Origin of the sequence: Paenibacillus ihuae, assembly GCF_001368795.1 — a bacterium.
GTDB classification, from domain to species: domain Bacteria; phylum Bacillota; class Bacilli; order Paenibacillales; family Paenibacillaceae; genus Paenibacillus_AQ; species Paenibacillus_AQ ihuae.
Genome location: NZ_LN831201.1, coordinates 207,362 through 222,611, shown reverse-complemented (window position 1 = coordinate 222,611; position 15,250 = coordinate 207,362). Strand labels below are relative to the sequence as shown.

At 52.2% G+C, this 15,250-nt stretch carries 12 protein-coding genes and 1 pseudogene; 7 read left to right on the top strand and 6 right to left on the bottom strand.

The genetic code is table 11. From position 1 onward, the window contains the following. A partial coding sequence (locus AQR02_RS34890; RefSeq protein ID WP_245237737.1) for a cation efflux transmembrane domain-containing protein occupies positions 1–298 on the bottom strand: 298 nt, incomplete at its 3' end. Positions 299–606: 308 nt separating this feature from the next. Between AQR02_RS34890 and AQR02_RS25395 the strand changes: the two are divergent. Beyond that, positions 607–2,845 (top strand): annotated as a pseudogene (locus AQR02_RS25395) (heavy metal translocating P-type ATPase). A 191-nt stretch (positions 2,846–3,036) separates the two neighbouring features. Continuing rightward, on the top strand, positions 3,037–5,067 hold the full coding sequence (locus tag AQR02_RS25390; protein ID WP_245237736.1) for a methyl-accepting chemotaxis protein: 2,031 nt from the start codon (positions 3,037–3,039) through the stop codon (positions 5,065–5,067). Positions 5,068–5,144: 77 nt separating this feature from the next. Here AQR02_RS25390 and AQR02_RS25385 read toward each other — a convergent pair whose 3' ends face one another. From AQR02_RS25385 to AQR02_RS25375, 3 genes are all read right to left on the bottom strand, one after another. Continuing rightward, positions 5,145–6,107: an L-lactate dehydrogenase gene (locus tag AQR02_RS25385; RefSeq protein WP_054943167.1), complete on the bottom strand. Its 963-nt coding sequence runs from the start codon at positions 6,105–6,107 to the stop codon at positions 5,145–5,147. 324 nt (positions 6,108–6,431) lie between these two features. Beyond that, on the bottom strand, positions 6,432–6,938 hold the full coding sequence (locus AQR02_RS25380) for a CcdC family protein (RefSeq protein WP_054943166.1): 507 nt from the start codon (positions 6,936–6,938) through the stop codon (positions 6,432–6,434). A 181-nt stretch (positions 6,939–7,119) separates the two neighbouring features. After that, positions 7,120–7,380 (bottom strand): GlsB/YeaQ/YmgE family stress response membrane protein, encoded by a 261-nt coding sequence (locus AQR02_RS25375; protein WP_054943165.1) that lies wholly within the window; start codon positions 7,378–7,380, stop codon positions 7,120–7,122. A gap of 277 nt (positions 7,381–7,657) precedes the next feature. On the opposite strand from AQR02_RS25375, the gene AQR02_RS25370 reads away from it, so the two are divergent. After that, on the top strand, positions 7,658–8,716 hold the full coding sequence (locus tag AQR02_RS25370; RefSeq protein WP_054943164.1) for a lactonase family protein: 1,059 nt from the start codon (positions 7,658–7,660) through the stop codon (positions 8,714–8,716). Positions 8,717–8,789: 73 nt separating this feature from the next. Here the strand turns inward: AQR02_RS25370 and AQR02_RS25365 are convergent, their stop codons facing one another. Continuing rightward, entirely contained in the window at positions 8,790–11,021 is a 2,232-nt protein-coding gene (locus AQR02_RS25365) for an alpha/beta hydrolase (protein WP_245237735.1), read from the bottom strand. Positions 11,022–11,497: 476 nt separating this feature from the next. Between AQR02_RS25365 and AQR02_RS25360 the strand changes: the two genes are divergently transcribed. From AQR02_RS25360 to AQR02_RS25345, 4 genes are all read left to right on the top strand, one after another. After that, on the top strand, positions 11,498–12,622 hold the full coding sequence (locus tag AQR02_RS25360; protein WP_054943162.1) for a sulfate ABC transporter substrate-binding protein: 1,125 nt from the start codon (positions 11,498–11,500) through the stop codon (positions 12,620–12,622). A gap of 80 nt (positions 12,623–12,702) precedes the next feature. Beyond that, a complete protein-coding gene (gene cysT / locus AQR02_RS25355) occupies positions 12,703–13,542 on the top strand; it encodes a sulfate ABC transporter permease subunit CysT (RefSeq protein WP_054943161.1) in 840 nt (279 codons plus the stop codon). Positions 13,543–13,596: 54 nt separating this feature from the next. After that, positions 13,597–14,460, top strand: a complete 864-nt coding sequence (cysW, locus tag AQR02_RS25350; protein WP_054943160.1) for a sulfate ABC transporter permease subunit CysW — start codon at positions 13,597–13,599, stop codon at positions 14,458–14,460. A gap of 102 nt (positions 14,461–14,562) precedes the next feature. After that, positions 14,563–14,784, top strand: a complete 222-nt coding sequence (locus AQR02_RS25345; RefSeq protein ID WP_054943159.1) for a YezD family protein — start codon at positions 14,563–14,565, stop codon at positions 14,782–14,784. 163 nt (positions 14,785–14,947) lie between these two features. Here AQR02_RS25345 and AQR02_RS25340 read toward each other — a convergent pair. Continuing rightward, the coding region (locus AQR02_RS25340) for a hypothetical protein (protein WP_082452082.1) at positions 14,948–15,250 on the bottom strand (303 nt) is incomplete at its 5' end.

Genomic DNA, 15,250 nt, shown 5'->3' with positions numbered 1-15,250 from the left:
GAAACCCGTAGGAATTCTTCGCGGTCGGCGGCTTGGCGGCGAAGATCATGGCAACAAGACTTAATGCCAGGGATGCGGTATCGCTCAGCATATGCCCGGAGTCTGAGAGCAGAGCCAGGCTGTCTGTAATAAGTCCCCCGAAAAATTCGAGCAGCATAATACCGCCGGTAATGAGTAATGCGATCAGCAGACCGTTCCGGTCACCGGGCGAATGAGAGTGTGCTTGACCATGCCCGTGACTATGATCGTGACCATGACTGTGGTCCACATGTGTATGATCATGACTATGATGATTCATAGAAATACCCCTTCCTCAAATAACATATGAATGATTGCTCATATATTAATATTATCCTTGTTGAGTCGTAATTTCAAGGGCAAACTTACCAGGCAAGAACGGATGCCTGTTCTGGTTATGAAGAGCAAAGGCGATTTCATTAGCATCCTAAAATAATGGAGAAACTATACAAATCCTGCGTTGACACCACAAGTTTAACAGGAATATAATGTGTTTAAGTTAACATATGAACAAATACTCATATATAGTTTTATCCAAGGGAGATGAGTCATTTGAGTACGGCAGAGGGGCAAGTGAAACGCCAGTGGATGCTTGAAGGGCTGGACTGCGCAAATTGCGCCATGAAAATTGAGAACAAGCTTAAAAAAATCGAGGGTGTATCCTACTGCTCCGTCAACTTCACCATGAAAATGATGACCCTGGAGAGCACCGCCTCCGAGGCAGAGACGATCTCAGAGCAGGCGCGGCAGACGGTACTATCGCTTGAACCGCATGTTAAGCTAAGGGAAATGAAGACCGGAGCCATCCGGAAGCCGCTGCAGACCGGCAGTGACCATACCGGCCATCCCGGCGAAGCAGGTGGTCATGCCCATAATGACCATGATGATCATGATCACAGTCAGGGGACTGCGCATCAGCATGAGGGTACTTCTGAGGAAGCCCATGGCCATAGTCATGATCACGGGACAGGAGATACACGCCGTATCCTGCTGCGACTGGCCGGGGGCGGTCTCCTGGCTGCTGCGGCAATGTTTCTGCCGGTCGACGGAATCCCGGAGCTGCTGCTTTTCCTGGCCGCTTATCTTATTGTCGGCGGTGAAGTCGTGCTGTCAGCAGCCCGCAATATTATCCGGGGCCAGGTGTTTGATGAGAACGTTTCTGATAGCTCTGGCCACGATTGGGGCTTTTGCCATTGGTGAATATCCCGAGGGCGTCGCCGTCATGCTCTTTTATCAGGTTGGCGAGCTGTTCCAGGGGATGGCGGTTAACCGTTCGCGCCGTTCCATAACGGCCCTAATGGATATCCGGCCGGAATTCGCCTATCTCAAGGAAGACGGCAACCTGCGCCGGGTTTCACCGGAGGAAGTGGGAATCGGCGATGTGATCGTCGTGAAGCCGGGCGAGAAGGTTCCGCTGGACGGAACCATTCTGGAAGGCAGGGCGATGATGGACACCTCGGCACTTACCGGAGAATCGGTACCGCGTTCGGCTGAACCGGGCAGTCAGGTGCTCAGCGGGTTCATTAACCAGAGTGGCGTAATTACAGTAGAAGTTACGCAGACCTTCGGGGATTCAGCAGTATCCAAAATTCTTGAGCTGGTGCAGAATGCAGCAGGAAACAAAGCAAAAACAGAAAACTTTATTACCAAATTTGCCCGTGGATACACACCAGTAGTTGTGATTACAGCATTGCTTTTGGCCGTCCTTCCTCCACTGGTGCTGAGCGGGGCAACATTCTCGGATTGGATTTACCGTGCACTGGTCTTTCTCGTCATTTCATGTCCCTGTGCGCTGGTCGTTTCCATTCCGCTCGGCTTCTTCGGAGGGATTGGTGCAGCTTCACGCAGCGGCATCCTGGTCAAGGGCAGTAATTTCCTGGAGGCGCTGAACGATGTGAAGATTGTCGTCTTCGATAAGACAGGTACGCTGACAAAAGGAGCATTCACTGTAACGGGAATCTACCCTTCTGAGGGATTCACCGAAGAAGAGCTGCTGCGGACGGCTGCCTATGCGGAGAGCCATTCCAGCCATCCGATTGCCGCATCCATCCGCAAGGCGTATGGCAAGGAGATTTCCGGAGAAGCAACTGCGGACTACAGTGAAATCTCCGGTCACGGGATTGAGGTTACAGTAGAAGGCAGAGCAGTCCTCGCCGGGAATGCAAGGCTGATGGAACGTGAAGGGGTTGCCGCAAGCACCCCGGCGCAGATTGGGACCGTTGTTCATATAGCCGTGGATCATAAGTACGCCGGTTATCTTGTAATTGCTGATGAGGTGAAGGAAGACTCGTTGGCAGCGATCAAAGCGCTTGAGGCGCTTGGCATCCGCAAAACAGTTATGCTGACAGGTGACACTACAGCTGTAGCTGAGGCCGTTGGCCGGCAGCTGGGGATCGGCGAGGTTCATGCCGGACTGCTGCCGCAGCATAAGGTAGAGGCTATCGAGCGTTTGGAGCGCGGGAAAAGCCAGCGCGAGAAGATTGTTTTTGTCGGTGACGGCATTAACGATACACCGGTGCTGGCGAGAGCGGATGTCGGGATAGCGATGGGCGGACTAGGCTCGGATGCAGCCATTGAAGCGGCGGATATTGTTATTATGACGGATGAACCATCGAAAATTGCGGCGGCGATTGGTATTGCCAAGCGTACACGGAGTATTGTCTGGCAGAACATTATTTTCGCCCTGGCTGTCAAAGCGGTGTTCCTGCTGCTTGGCGCCTTCGGGATTGCAACGATGTGGGAAGCGGTATTCTCGGATGTAGGCGTCACGGTGCTTGCCGTGCTTAACAGTGTCCGTGCATTGCAGGTTCCGAATAAATTGGCATAAGCTCAGCTGATAAGGCGGTAAATCAAATAATTGAGGAAATATGAAAAATAAGTCTTTTAGATTCCAAAATGTGGGTCTTAAGGCTTATTTTTTGTTGTTTATATAATGTGCATTGTCTGTTCTTGCCGATATATAAATCTGTATTTACAGCATATGGAAGATCGACATTAGGACTGCTGGGAGGACTAAGGGTGGAGAGCAAAGCGGATAGCTGGATAAAAGTGAAAATGAAAGCAACGAAAAGAAAATCAGCCTCAGTGCAGAGAAAATGGTCACTGGTTGTATTAGCTATTTCTATTGTGCCTTTACTGGGGTCTACCATCTTCTTTACTCAGTATTTTGGCGGGGTGACCAGAGATGACAGCGAAGCATTAGCGGAAACGATTCTGGATATGAATGCCTCGCGGCTGGATGAATGGCTGGTATCCAAAACTTCAGCGGTACAGGAATTGGTGGTCCGGCATCCTGAGTTCGATACTTCGAAACCGGAGACGATTTTTCCGGTTGTTAAGGTGATGGAGGACAGCGACAAGCAGTCTGAGGGCTACAGTGTCATTAACAAAGACGGGCTTCTGACCAATATGCTGGGGTTGACGGCTGATATGGGGAAGGCGGATTATTTTCTCAAAGCCAAGGAGACGTTGACTCCGGCGGTAGCCGGCATGACCTATCTTGAGCCGCTGAGTAAATATATTATTCCGGTAGTTGTTCCGGTTGTGGGGCAGGATAAGCAGTTTGCCGGCGGGATTGCCTTCTCGGTTACACCGGAAATGATGATGGACATGGCCAAAAGTATCAAGGTGGCAGAGAGCGGATACGGATATGTTGTCTCGGGAACAGGGGACTATTACGCCTATTTTGATACCCAGCGCATCGGGAAGAACATCGCAGATTACGCCAAAGAACCAGCCATGAAGAACGCAGTCAAAACCATTCTGGCCGGGGAAAGCGGCTCGGTTACGTACAAAGGCGAGGACGGCAAAAAAGTCATTACCTATTTTAAAAAGGTCCCCGGTACAGACTGGAAGCTGCTGATTAATGTGCCCAAAAGCGAAATTTATGCCAAGGTGACCTCGGCCCAGATGATAGCTGCTATTTTCGTGGCTGCTGTCATTATTGTTGTTGTAATCTTATCGCTGTATCTGACCCGCCGGGTTGTAAAACCGATTACGGCGATCTCCCAAGTAATGAAGCGGGTGACAGAGGGCCGGTTAAGCGAGCGGGTAGTTGTAGACTCAGACGATGAGATTGGCCAGATGAGCCAGAGCATTAATGAAATGATTGATTCTCTATCGGGCATTGTCACTATGATTGATGCAACTGTTGTAGAAGTAGCGGCTTCTGCTAAAGGTTTGCTGGGATATGCCAAGGAGTCTTCAGATACCTCGGCGGAGATTGCCGAAGTTGTCAAGGAAGTAGCTCAAGGCATGGAAGAGCAGTTTAGAGGCTCGGAGCAGTCCGCTCGCGCGACAGAGGAAATGGCTGTGGGGCTGCAGAAAATCGCGGAATCTTCGGTAAGTGTGTCCGATCAGGCGGAAAATGTAAGCGCAGAGGTGGAAAACGGCTACCACGGAATAAAGTCCACACTGGAACAAATGACAGTCATCAGTTCCACTGCCGGACAGACCGCAGAGCTGATTGCTACCCTTACACAGCAGTCAGAGCAGATTGGGCAAATCGTTGACGTGATTTCCGAGATTTCCAATCAGACGGGGCTTCTGTCGTTGAATGCGTCTATCGAGGCTGCCAGAGCGGGTGAACATGGCCGGGGCTTCGGTGTGGTAGCGAATGAAGTGAAGAAGCTGGCGGAACGGACAAACACCTCGATCGTGCATATTGTAGAACTGATCCGGCAAATCCAGACTTCGACGCTAAATGCAGCCGATTCGATGGAGAAGAGTATTACTGAAATCGGCGAGGGTATGAATAAAATGAAGAGTGTCGGAGCTACCTTCGATCATATCCGTTCGTCGATGCGTGAAGTCTCGACGCAAATTCAGGATGTATCCGCCACTAACGAACAGATGTCGGCGGGAACAGAAGAGATTACAGCTTCCGTCTCCGATATGCTGACGATTGCCAGAAACTCATCGGAAAATGCCCAAATGGTTGCCGAGGCTTCCGAAGAGCAAAAGGAACTGATGAAAAAAGTGGTGACTTCGGCACAATCCCTGACGCTGATGATGTCTGAGCTGAAGACTGAAATCGAGAGATACCGGTAAATAGCAGGAATAGAAGGAATAGCTGCAGCAGCAAGCCCCCCTATAGAATTAGGGGGGCTTGCTGTGTAGCAATCAGCCTATATTTTTTGTTCCAGGTTCAAGCTTTCGATACCGGAACGTATGATGCCGCAGGAGGCATCGAACTTCGCGAACTCCTGATCGCTGAGGTTCAGCTCCAGCAGCTCCTGGATACCGCCTCCTCCGATAATTGCCGGTGCACCGGCACATACATCCCGTTGCCCGTACTCGCCGTCAAGAATGGCCGAGACCGCAATAATTTTGTGCTCGTCATTCAGAATCGAGCGGGTAATATAAGCCAGTGCACTGCCGATGCCGAAATGGGTCGACCCTTTGCGGGTGAAGATTTCCCAGCCTGCGTCTTTGGTCTTGCGGGCAATATCATCCAGATCGAGACTGCGGAAACGTTCGCGGTGCTGCTCCAGGATCTGCAGCAGCGGTTTGCCGCCGATCGTGACATGAGACCAGGCGACGAATTGGGACTCGCCATGCTCGCCGAGCGCGTAGCCGTTAACGCTGCGCGGATCGATCGAGAAAACCTCGGAGAGCAGCGTCTTCAGGCGTGAAGAGTCGATGGAAGTGCCGGTTCCGATAATCCGGTGGCGCGGCAGGCCGGAAATTTTCCATACCATATAAGTAACAATATCGACCGGATTGGCAGCCACCACAAAGATGCCGTCGAATCCGCTGGCCATTATTTCCGTAATAATCTCCCTGGTTATGACAGCAGCGTCGTCCAGGACATCAAGCCTTGTCTGTCCAGGCTTGGGATTGGCTCCGGCGGTCAGAATGACAACATCCATATTGCCGCAATCACTGGCGGTGCCGGCATATACTTTGGTCCCTGTACCTGTGAAATCCATACAATGCGAGAGGTCAAGCGCTTGTGCCATGGCGCGGTCATAGGTACGGTCGACCATCATGATCTCATCGCATATCGCCTGATTGACCATGGAATAGGCACAGCTGGAACCTACATTGCCGGAGCCGACGATCGCCACTTTTCTCGATTTTGTTTTCAATTGCCTTGCCCTCACTCTCTAAAAGTAATACCCGTGCCTACATTTTACATGATCTTACCGCAAGTTACCTGACATCAGAATGAAAAATCCGGTGCCGGTCTTCCGGTTTTTGTCACAATTAACGCAGGATGTCATCATTTTCCGGGAGGTCTATATAGATATTGTATGCAGAAAATGTGATTACGGGATATAAGTTGACAAACATACGCCAAATTATATTGGTTGTGTGACAAGAAATTGCGGGCAAGGACGAAAAGAGCATTCATGCGCCCGCGGGGTCGATGGAATGCTCTCTTTTGTGAATAATACGGTGCGGCTTACGGCTTACCCCCGTGTCTGCGGAATACGGGTCTCAGGGGGAGCCATAAGAGTGTAGCGCTTATACATGAATACCCGCCAGTGAAGAATCATACCGAAGGCCAGGATGAAGAATAGGCCGCCGGATTGCGGAATCGATACATATTGGTTGATGAACTCATGCAGTACGGTTCGGACCAGCAGCAGACCGAGCAGAATGAAGGCGAAGCTCTTGGAACGCTGGGCGTAAATCTGGCCCTCCCGTTCTTCGAATTTGGTACTGCGCATCAGCGGATAGGCAAAAATAAACCAGCCGATCAGGAAAGCCAGCACCGCCCACCACCAGTAGAAGCGCACCTCAGGTACTACGAACATGGCAAAGCCTGTTGACATGCCTAGCGGCGGAATCCATATTTTGCGGATGGTCACCGGGCGTGAGCTTGCCTTCAGACGGATAAAAATAACCATCAGCGCCATAAACACGGCTCCCAGAGTGGAGCCCACATGCAGAAGCGAGGGGTTAATATTGCCCATGATACACGTTCCTCTCTGTGATTTGTGTCACTTATTTTTTTATTATAGCAGATATTTCTATATATACAGAATGGGGGCGCCCAGCAAGCAAGGAACACAATAAACCCGCCAGGGGGTCCTGACGGGCTTATTATGCAAGTATAAGTTGTAACAGGTTCAGGGTCGCTCGTAACCATTCAGATTAAGAGCGGCTGCGTCCGCCGACCGAACGAAGGATCAGGCTGACGATAAAGATCAGGACGATCGCACCGATAAGTGAAGGGAAGACATAGAAATCACTGATCTTAGGTCCCCAGCTTCCCAGCAGCATGCCGCCGAGCCATGAACCAAGAATACCGGCAATGATGTTACCGATAATGCCTCCCGGAATATCTCTGCCCATAATCAGGCCTGCCAACCAACCAATCACGCCACCGACAATCAACATCCATAATAAACTCATGTTGCTTCAGCTCCTTTGTATGTGTTTGTGTTTCTTCGATGGTTACTATTAACCCTCGACTCGTACATTTAAACCATGTGAGAAATTTTGTGGTGATGCATATTTTGTATATCAGTATGCCCTAAAAATGGTTGTTTAACACGGTTCATGTGCCGGGTATATAAACATGTTATAGTGAAAAAGGAGCCGGATGTGAGTGAACACTCCACTGTAGAGGGTATACATAAGTAAAGGGAAACAAGCCTATGCGCTACTTACTATAAAAGGGGATACTGCCATGCACCAGCCTAATGAAGTATTGTTTTACATTGGAACCTACAGCTCTAAAGAAGAGGAAGCTATCCTGCTGGGGGCCCTGGACAAGGAAACAGGGGGAATGCGGGTGCTGAACGGTACAAAGGGCATTGAGAATCCGTCGTATCTGGCTTTAAACCGTTCGGGCACCGTACTCTATGCGGTAAGCGAGCAAGATGAAGGGGAGGTTCATGCCTTTGCCGTGGAAGACGGTACCGGGGCGCTGTATCCGCTGGGAGGCAGACGCACGGAAGGCGGAGCACCTTGCTATGTCTCCATTCGTCCGCAAGGCGATTACATATTCGTAGCCAATTATATGGGGGGCAATGTAAATGCCTTTCCGGTGAATACCGATGGTTCACTTGGAGAGATGTCTGCCCAGGTAAGGCATGAGGGTTCAGGAATCCGTCAGGACCGGCAGGAAGCGCCGCATCCCCATTCGGTTATTCCTGACAGTACCGGCGGGCGTGTACTGGTCTGCGATCTTGGCATCGACCAGGTGCTGCTCTACCGTGTCGAGGACGGTAAGCTGGTTACGCACCGTGAGGTGAATCTGCCGCCGGGGGCGGGACCGCGGCACCTGGCGGTGCATCCGTCAAAGCAGTGGATCTATCTGATAAATGAGCTGGACAGCACCATTACTGTCTTTGCCAATGATGAACAGAACGGTGACCTCAAACTATTGCAAAGCCTCAGTTCCTTGCCGGAAAATTATACTGCCGGCAGCGATGATACTGCCGCAGATATCCATGTCTCGCCATGCGGACGGTTCCTGTATGCGTCTAACCGCGGCCATGACAGTGTGGGTTTATTCTATATAGACGCGGAGACAGGGCTGCTGGAGTCTGGCGATTGGGTGATATCCGGCGGACGGACCCCGCGTAATTTCACAATTATCGGCGGCATGCTGCTTGCGGCCAACCAGAACAGCAACAATATCGTATCGTTCAGAATTGACAGCGAGAGCGGACGGCTGATTCCTACCGGCAATGAACTAGAAATCACAGCACCGGTCTGCCTGACCCCCTTGCAGCTGATATAGAATAAGGGTCTCCCTTAGCAGCCTTTGCGGCTGTTAGGGAGACCTTTAATTCATCCTCAATTTGCACAGACAGCTATTTCACTCCGCCCTCTGTATTCTCTTCTCCAGTGTAGAATCCGATATCGTCGAGCATAATTTTATCGCCTGCTTCCTGCAGATAGAAGGTTATTCCGGTCAGCTCATCCGGGCTCAGGCGGGGTTCTTCCTCAAGGAAGCTTTGGATTGGCAACTCATAGGTCTGAAAGATGGCCTCCGAAAGGTCCCCGTATTTACCGTTACTAACCCGTTCCTCAAGCCAAGGGCTTAGCGTAAACTCTGTCTGCGGCAGCGGCAGAATGTCCATCACTTTCTCCAGTGGCAGGCGAGCGCTTATATGGTTGCTGTCAGTCAATTCCACTTCTACAGCAGGAACCGGCGGGATTTCCGCCGCTAAGACTAGAGCACTGTCGTCTTCCAGAGCATCGGCATTACGGTTCGCCATGGAGAAAGTCAGGCCGGAGGCACCCGACCCGGCGACCTCCCTGGAGAGGCTGTCTTTAAGCCTGATGCTGTAGGCAGCGTCTTTATTGTCTTCTCCGGCCTTGTATTCCAGAAGGATGCCATAGGTCGCTTTGCTCTTGGATTCCCGGTCCTTAGCGGTTTCTTCCGTCCAGTCCAGACCTATGGCCGCGGCTGTACCGCCTGTCACCGTATTCTTGTTGCGGTCCTCATCAAAGGTAGCCACCGGGATATAGCTGCCGCTCTGGAACCGGCTATAGTAAGCCGTATCCGGCAGCCACTGCGCTCCGCTGCGGTAATCGCGGAACAAATCCTGATATTCACTTTGCCCGTGCAAAGTGGCCTCCAGAAATGCCGAGACGTACACCTTGGCAATTTGCCGCTGCTCGTTACCGTCCATGATCTGCGTGCGGCTAAGGAATAATCCGGCCGGCAGCGACTGATCATACAGTCCCCAGCTTGTATTGAACTGGCTGTGGTTGGCATCGGCGATGTAGAGCGAGCTTTTGAAGGCCGCGGAGCCGCTGGAGAAGCTGGAGCGTATATACTGCCGGTCTCCGTAGAAATCGTGAACATCGCCGTCGCGTGCACCCTGCAGTGTCAGATAATTGACATCCTTCAGCCGTGCCTGCTGATTATCAATTGCTTTATCTGTAGGAGCGAGGGCGATGACCGAAACAATGTTGAACTGCCTGGTTGCTGCCAGTACAGGATCATCCTTGAACCAGCGCGCGGCATCGGCAGCCATGGCAACTGCCTGCCCGCCGCGGCTGTGGCCCAGCAGGGCTGTATGACTATAATCGACCTTCTGGTAGAAAAGATTTCCGGGCTGCTGCGCGAAATTTCCGATTTGCTGCAGATGCTTGAGGATCAACCAGGTCCGCACTTTGAAATCATTGTCCGGAATGCCGGACCAGGCCGAGTAATTCAGAAAATTCTCGTCCAGAGAGACGGCAATGAAGCCCCGGCTGGCCAGCTGCTCGCCTAAGTAGGCGTAACCGCCTTCTGAATAATCCTCCATCATGTGATTGCCGTGCACCATCAGTACCAGCGGGAAGGGCCCTTCGCCGTCAGGCATCCATACCTTTGCATTGACAGGAAGCGCATTGTAGTCGAATCCCCAGAAGATCGTACGGAGCTTAGGCCAGTTCTTGATAAAGGCGGATGCATCGGCAGAAGCTGAGGTCAGGGTGACGTCTGCGCCATACTCCTTACGGTGCAAATCTTGACCGCTGCCGTAAGTGAAATACTGATACGTATAATCCCCCGGAATGCCGGGATCGGCTGCTTCAATGGGAACGGCATTTCCGTTTGATACAGACGATGTATTCCGGGCGGACTCGCTGTGTCCGGTGCCGTATAGCGGCAGCGGAGCCAGCAGGACGGCTATAGCCAGCAGCGTTCCGGCAATGGTCCGTCTGCTGCGCAGCAGACCGATGGACAGACCGGCTGCTCCGCCGAGCAGGGCGGCGATACCAGCTATTACGGCAGCGGCCTCAATCTCAATATCCGCAAAATACAGGATTAACAGTACAGCTCCCGTGGAACTCAGGAAGGTACCGGCAAACAGCCGCGGAAAGCGGAGGCCGGTTAAGGACAGCAGCAGGGCCAGAATATTGCCGGCCAGCGCCAGCACTAGAGTTCCCGCACCGGCAGCCAGTATGATATCCGCTGCGGTTCCGAGTCCTGTAGGGATGCCCAGAACAGCAAGGATAAAGGCAAGGGTCCCTATCGTCCAAGGACCGGCCAGCGCTGTCCTCCATAATCTCGTGTCATATACATAGGTGTCCTTAATGCGTCTTGCCATTTCCCCAAGTATGCGACTCGGCAGCCGCGCTCGCTGCGGCTGCGGAACATACTCCAAATCCATTCCCATGATTCTCTCCCCCGGCAGTTGCGGTGATTTCTGTTTTTTTGGCCTATAAGATGTAGCAATAATATTACTTTACAGCTTTAATAACAAGTGGGTCTTACAGGAACAGCAGCCACCAGCTTCCCTGCCGGTATCCCTGAAATACCTTGCTGTCATTTTGAAAAAAAGATTTGACACGGTACGGAGAATTCAGTATTATGTGTATAACCTACTAAATAGGTAGGAATAATCGAATAAATTGTTCTTACCGTACAGACGGAGGAGCGCCCGCTTGACGCAAGCAGACACGTGTCTTTGGACCGGTTTGACCTGCCATAAGTGGGCCTTCTGCGTCTTTTTCTGCTACCGGAATTTCATAAGAAGTACGGAATCATTCATTATTATGAGAAAACATGGGGGAGTGGTTTGGAATGAAGAAAGGGATCAAGAAGGGGCTTATCGCCGGGTTCACCTTATTACTGACGGCAGGGCTTACTGCATGCGGAAACAATAACAATGCGAATAACAGTGCGAATGCTGCGGCAGACGCTCCGGAAGCCACCACTGCCGCAACCAATGCGGCTGCTACAGCTGAAGCGACCAAGGCGCCGGCGAAAGATCCGGTAGAGCTGCTGAATGTATCCTATGACCCTACGCGCGAGCTTTATGAGAATTACAACAAGGCGTTTGCTGCTTATTGGGAGCAGGAAACCGGCCAGAAAGTAACGATCAAGCAGTCCCATGGCGGGTCGGGCAAACAGAGCCGCGCTGTCATTGACGGTCTGGAGGCCGATGTCGTTACGCTGGCACTTGGCTATGACATCGATGCACTGCAGGAAACCGGCCTGATCAATGAGGGCTGGCAAAATAAATATGAGCATAACAGCTCACCGTACACTTCGACGATCGTATTCCTCGTTAGAAAAGGCAATCCGAAGGGCATCAAGGACTGGCCGGATCTGCTCAAGGAAGGCGTAGAAGTGATTACCCCAAATCCCAAAACCTCCGGCGGTGCCCGCTGGAACTATCTGGCGGCCTGGGGTTATGCGCTCGATCATAACAACAATGACGAAGCTAAGGCGCAGGAATTTGTACAGAATTTATACAAACATGTGCCCGTACTGGATACCGGAGCGCGCGGTTCCACTACCACCTTTGTTGAGCGGGGAATCGGCGATGTGCTGATTGCCTGGGAGAATGAGGCTTACCTGTCGATTAAGGAGCTGGGTCCGGACAAATTCGAAATTGTAAATCCTTCGGAGAGCATTCTGGCTGAGCCGCCGGTTGCGGTGGTTGACAAGATTGTCGACAAAAGAGATACACGTGAAGTGTCCGAAGCTTATCTGAAGTATCTCTACTCCGAAGAGGGGCAGACCATCGCTGCAGAGAACTATTACCGCCCTACGCTGGAAAGTGTGAGAGAGAAGTTTAAGGATCAATTCCCTGAGATTAAGCTGTTCACACTGGCTGATAAATTCGGAACCTGGAAAGAAACACAGGAGAAGCATTTCAATGACGGCGGAATCTTCGACAAGATTTATGTGCCGGGCAGTTAAGGAGAGAACCTGCGGGGAATGATTCCGTCAGGGGTGCTGATCGGCATAGGAGCCGAAGGCAGGAAAGGATGAATGCGTAAATGAATGTCTCTTCCACGGCTGCAGCGCAGCGCAAGGTGCTTCCGGGTTTCGGGCTTACAATGGGCTACAGCGTACTGTACCTGAGTCTCGTAGTTCTGCTGCCGCTGTCTGCGCTGCTCTTTAATTCCACCGGACTGACCTGGGCTAAATTCTGGGATGTGGCCACAGATGCGCGCGTTCTGGCCTCGTACCGTGTCAGCCTTAGCACTGCGGCAGCAGCGGCTTTAACGGATGCTTTTTTGGGTCTGCTGCTGGCATGGGTGCTGGTACGCTATGAGTTTCCGGGCAGACGGATCTTCGACGCCCTAATCGATCTTCCGTTCGCGCTGCCGACCGCCGTAGCAGGTGTCTCTCTGACGGCACTTTATTCTCAGAATGGCTGGATTGGCTCCCTGGTGGAGCCGCTTGGGCTGAAGGTGGCATTCACGCCGCTCGGTATTACGCTGGCGCTGATGTTTATCGGTATTCCGTTCGTGGTCCGTACCGTACAACCGGTGCTGGAGGATCTGGACCGGGATATGGAGGAGGCTTCGGCAACGCTGGGTGCAAGCCGGTGGCGGACGTTTCTGCGGATTATCCTGCCTGAACTGCTGCCTGCGCTGCTTACCGGGTTCGCTTTGGCTTTTGCCAGAGGAATCGGTGAATACGGGTCCGTGGTCTTCATCTCCGGCAACATGCCGATGAGGACGGAAATCGCCCCGCTGCTTATCATGACCAAGCTGGAACAATTCGACTATGCCGGTGCTACGGTGGTGGCACTATTGCTTCTGCTGATCTCCTTCCTGATGCTGCTGGTGATCAATACGCTTCAGCGCTGGGCTCGCAAGAGTTCCCGGTAGGTTGTCCCGTTTCCGTAGAGGATTTAGCTATTACAAATTTTAGGGGGAATAAACATGGCAGGTACAGTGCCCATGTATGCTCCAAAGCAGAAAAGCGGCGTATCCTCACCCGCCACAAGCGAATCCCCCGTGGTGAAATGGGTGCTGATCGCTGCCGCCGGGCTGGTCCTGCTCTGGCTGATTGCCCTGCCGCTGATCGTTGTGCTGACGGAGGCGCTGAAGCAGGGCTGGGAGGTCTACATTGCTGCCCTGATCGATCCGGATGCTGCCTCGGCATTGCGGCTGACCCTGCTAGTGGCGGCGATTACTGTTCCGCTTAATACGGTCTTCGGTGTGGTAGCGGCTTGGGCCGTAACGAAGTTCCGCTTCCGCGGCAAGGGGTTCCTGATTACGCTGATTGATCTGCCGTTTGCTGTATCGCCGGTTATCGGGGGGCTGATCTTTATCCTCGTGTTCGGCTCGCACGGCTGGTTCGGCTCCTGGCTGAGCGACCATGATATCAAAATTGTCTTTGCGCTCCCCGGTATTGTGCTGGCGACATTGTTTGTAACCTTCCCCTTTGTGGCCCGTGAGCTGATTCCGCTGATGGAGGATCAGGGGACACAGGAAGAGGAAGCGGCGATTACGCTGGGCGCACGCGGCTGGCAGGTCTTTTTCCGCGTGACACTGCCCAATATTAAATGGGGCCTGCTCTACGGGATCATTCTCTGCAATGCGCGGGCGATGGGAGAATTCGGTGCGGTATCCGTAGTATCCGGCCATATCCGCGGAGAAACTAACACGCTGCCGCTGCATGTCGAGATTTTGTATAGCGAGTATCAGTTCTCTGCATCTTTCGCGGTCGCTTCATTGCTGCTTCTGCTGGCCTTGGTAACGATGATCGTCAAAAGCTGGCTGTTACGCAAAAATGCTCATTGACAGCTCTTTTGGTTCCATGCTAAGTTAAAACTCAGTATACAAGTTGGATATTACGGGATTGAAGCGGAATTCACCCCTGTCCGGGGAAAGGGAGGCTGGAGAATGGCTAAGCCACTGAAGGTGGATGAGGTATGGCTAACACGGATTGCAGAACTTCTGGACAACATGGAGTTTGGCTCACTGCATATTGTGGTGCATGAAGGCCAAATCGTTCAGATGGAGCGTACGGAACGCAAACGCTTCGAGAACAGCGCTGCTAATCCACGTTATAGTGTAGAAACCGGAAGCCAGCGCACCGACACCCGTTCCGCGGGGCGGGGATAGAAGCTATAACCTACTACTGAACATCTTTTTTCGCAGCAGGAATGATTGCCACTGTCAGCATAGCGGTTTTCCGGCTCGGTACGATACAGAAACCAAACAGAGCAGCGATCTTCCAATGCTGGAAGAATCACTGCTCTGTTTCATTTGGTACTGCCCAAGCAGGTTAATACCGCGGTCTCTGCCGGGAAGCAAAGATACCTTCAAACAGCAGGATAATCGCGGTAATGGCATGCATGATCCAGCCGACGAATGGAATGAAGGCGACTATCGAGGTGACAATCCCGACAATGTTGCCGATGAATGGCCCGCGTTCCCTCAGCAATATGATTACCGCAGCCGCGTGGAGCAGGAAGGCGACGCCGAGCGGCACCCAGGCGTTGGCAACCACAAAGGCGCCACCGATAAACGGCAATGCCAGGAAAGCCTCGTACGCAAAAGTCCCCCATTTAAACAATTTTCCTAAGGA

Excerpts from the sequence above, each read along its gene's own strand:
- AQR02_RS25360 (WP_054943162.1), top strand. The coding sequence starts at position 11,498 with ATGAAGAAAGGGATCAAGAAGGGGCTTATCGCCGGGTTCACCTTATTA.
- cysW (WP_054943160.1), top strand. The coding sequence starts at position 13,597 with ATGGCAGGTACAGTGCCCATGTATGCTCCAAAGCAGAAAAGCGGCGTA.
- AQR02_RS25345 (WP_054943159.1), top strand. The coding sequence starts at position 14,563 with ATGGCTAAGCCACTGAAGGTGGATGAGGTATGGCTAACACGGATTGCA.
- AQR02_RS25380 (WP_054943166.1), bottom strand. The coding sequence starts at position 6,938 with ATGGGCAATATTAACCCCTCGCTTCTGCATGTGGGCTCCACTCTGGGA.
- AQR02_RS25365 (WP_245237735.1), bottom strand. The coding sequence starts at position 11,021 with ATGGCAAGACGCATTAAGGACACCTATGTATATGACACGAGATTATGG.
- AQR02_RS25375 (WP_054943165.1), bottom strand. The coding sequence starts at position 7,380 with ATGAGTTTATTATGGATGTTGATTGTCGGTGGCGTGATTGGTTGGTTG.
- AQR02_RS25370 (WP_054943164.1), top strand. The coding sequence starts at position 7,658 with ATGCACCAGCCTAATGAAGTATTGTTTTACATTGGAACCTACAGCTCT.
- cysT (WP_054943161.1), top strand. The coding sequence starts at position 12,703 with ATGAATGTCTCTTCCACGGCTGCAGCGCAGCGCAAGGTGCTTCCGGGT.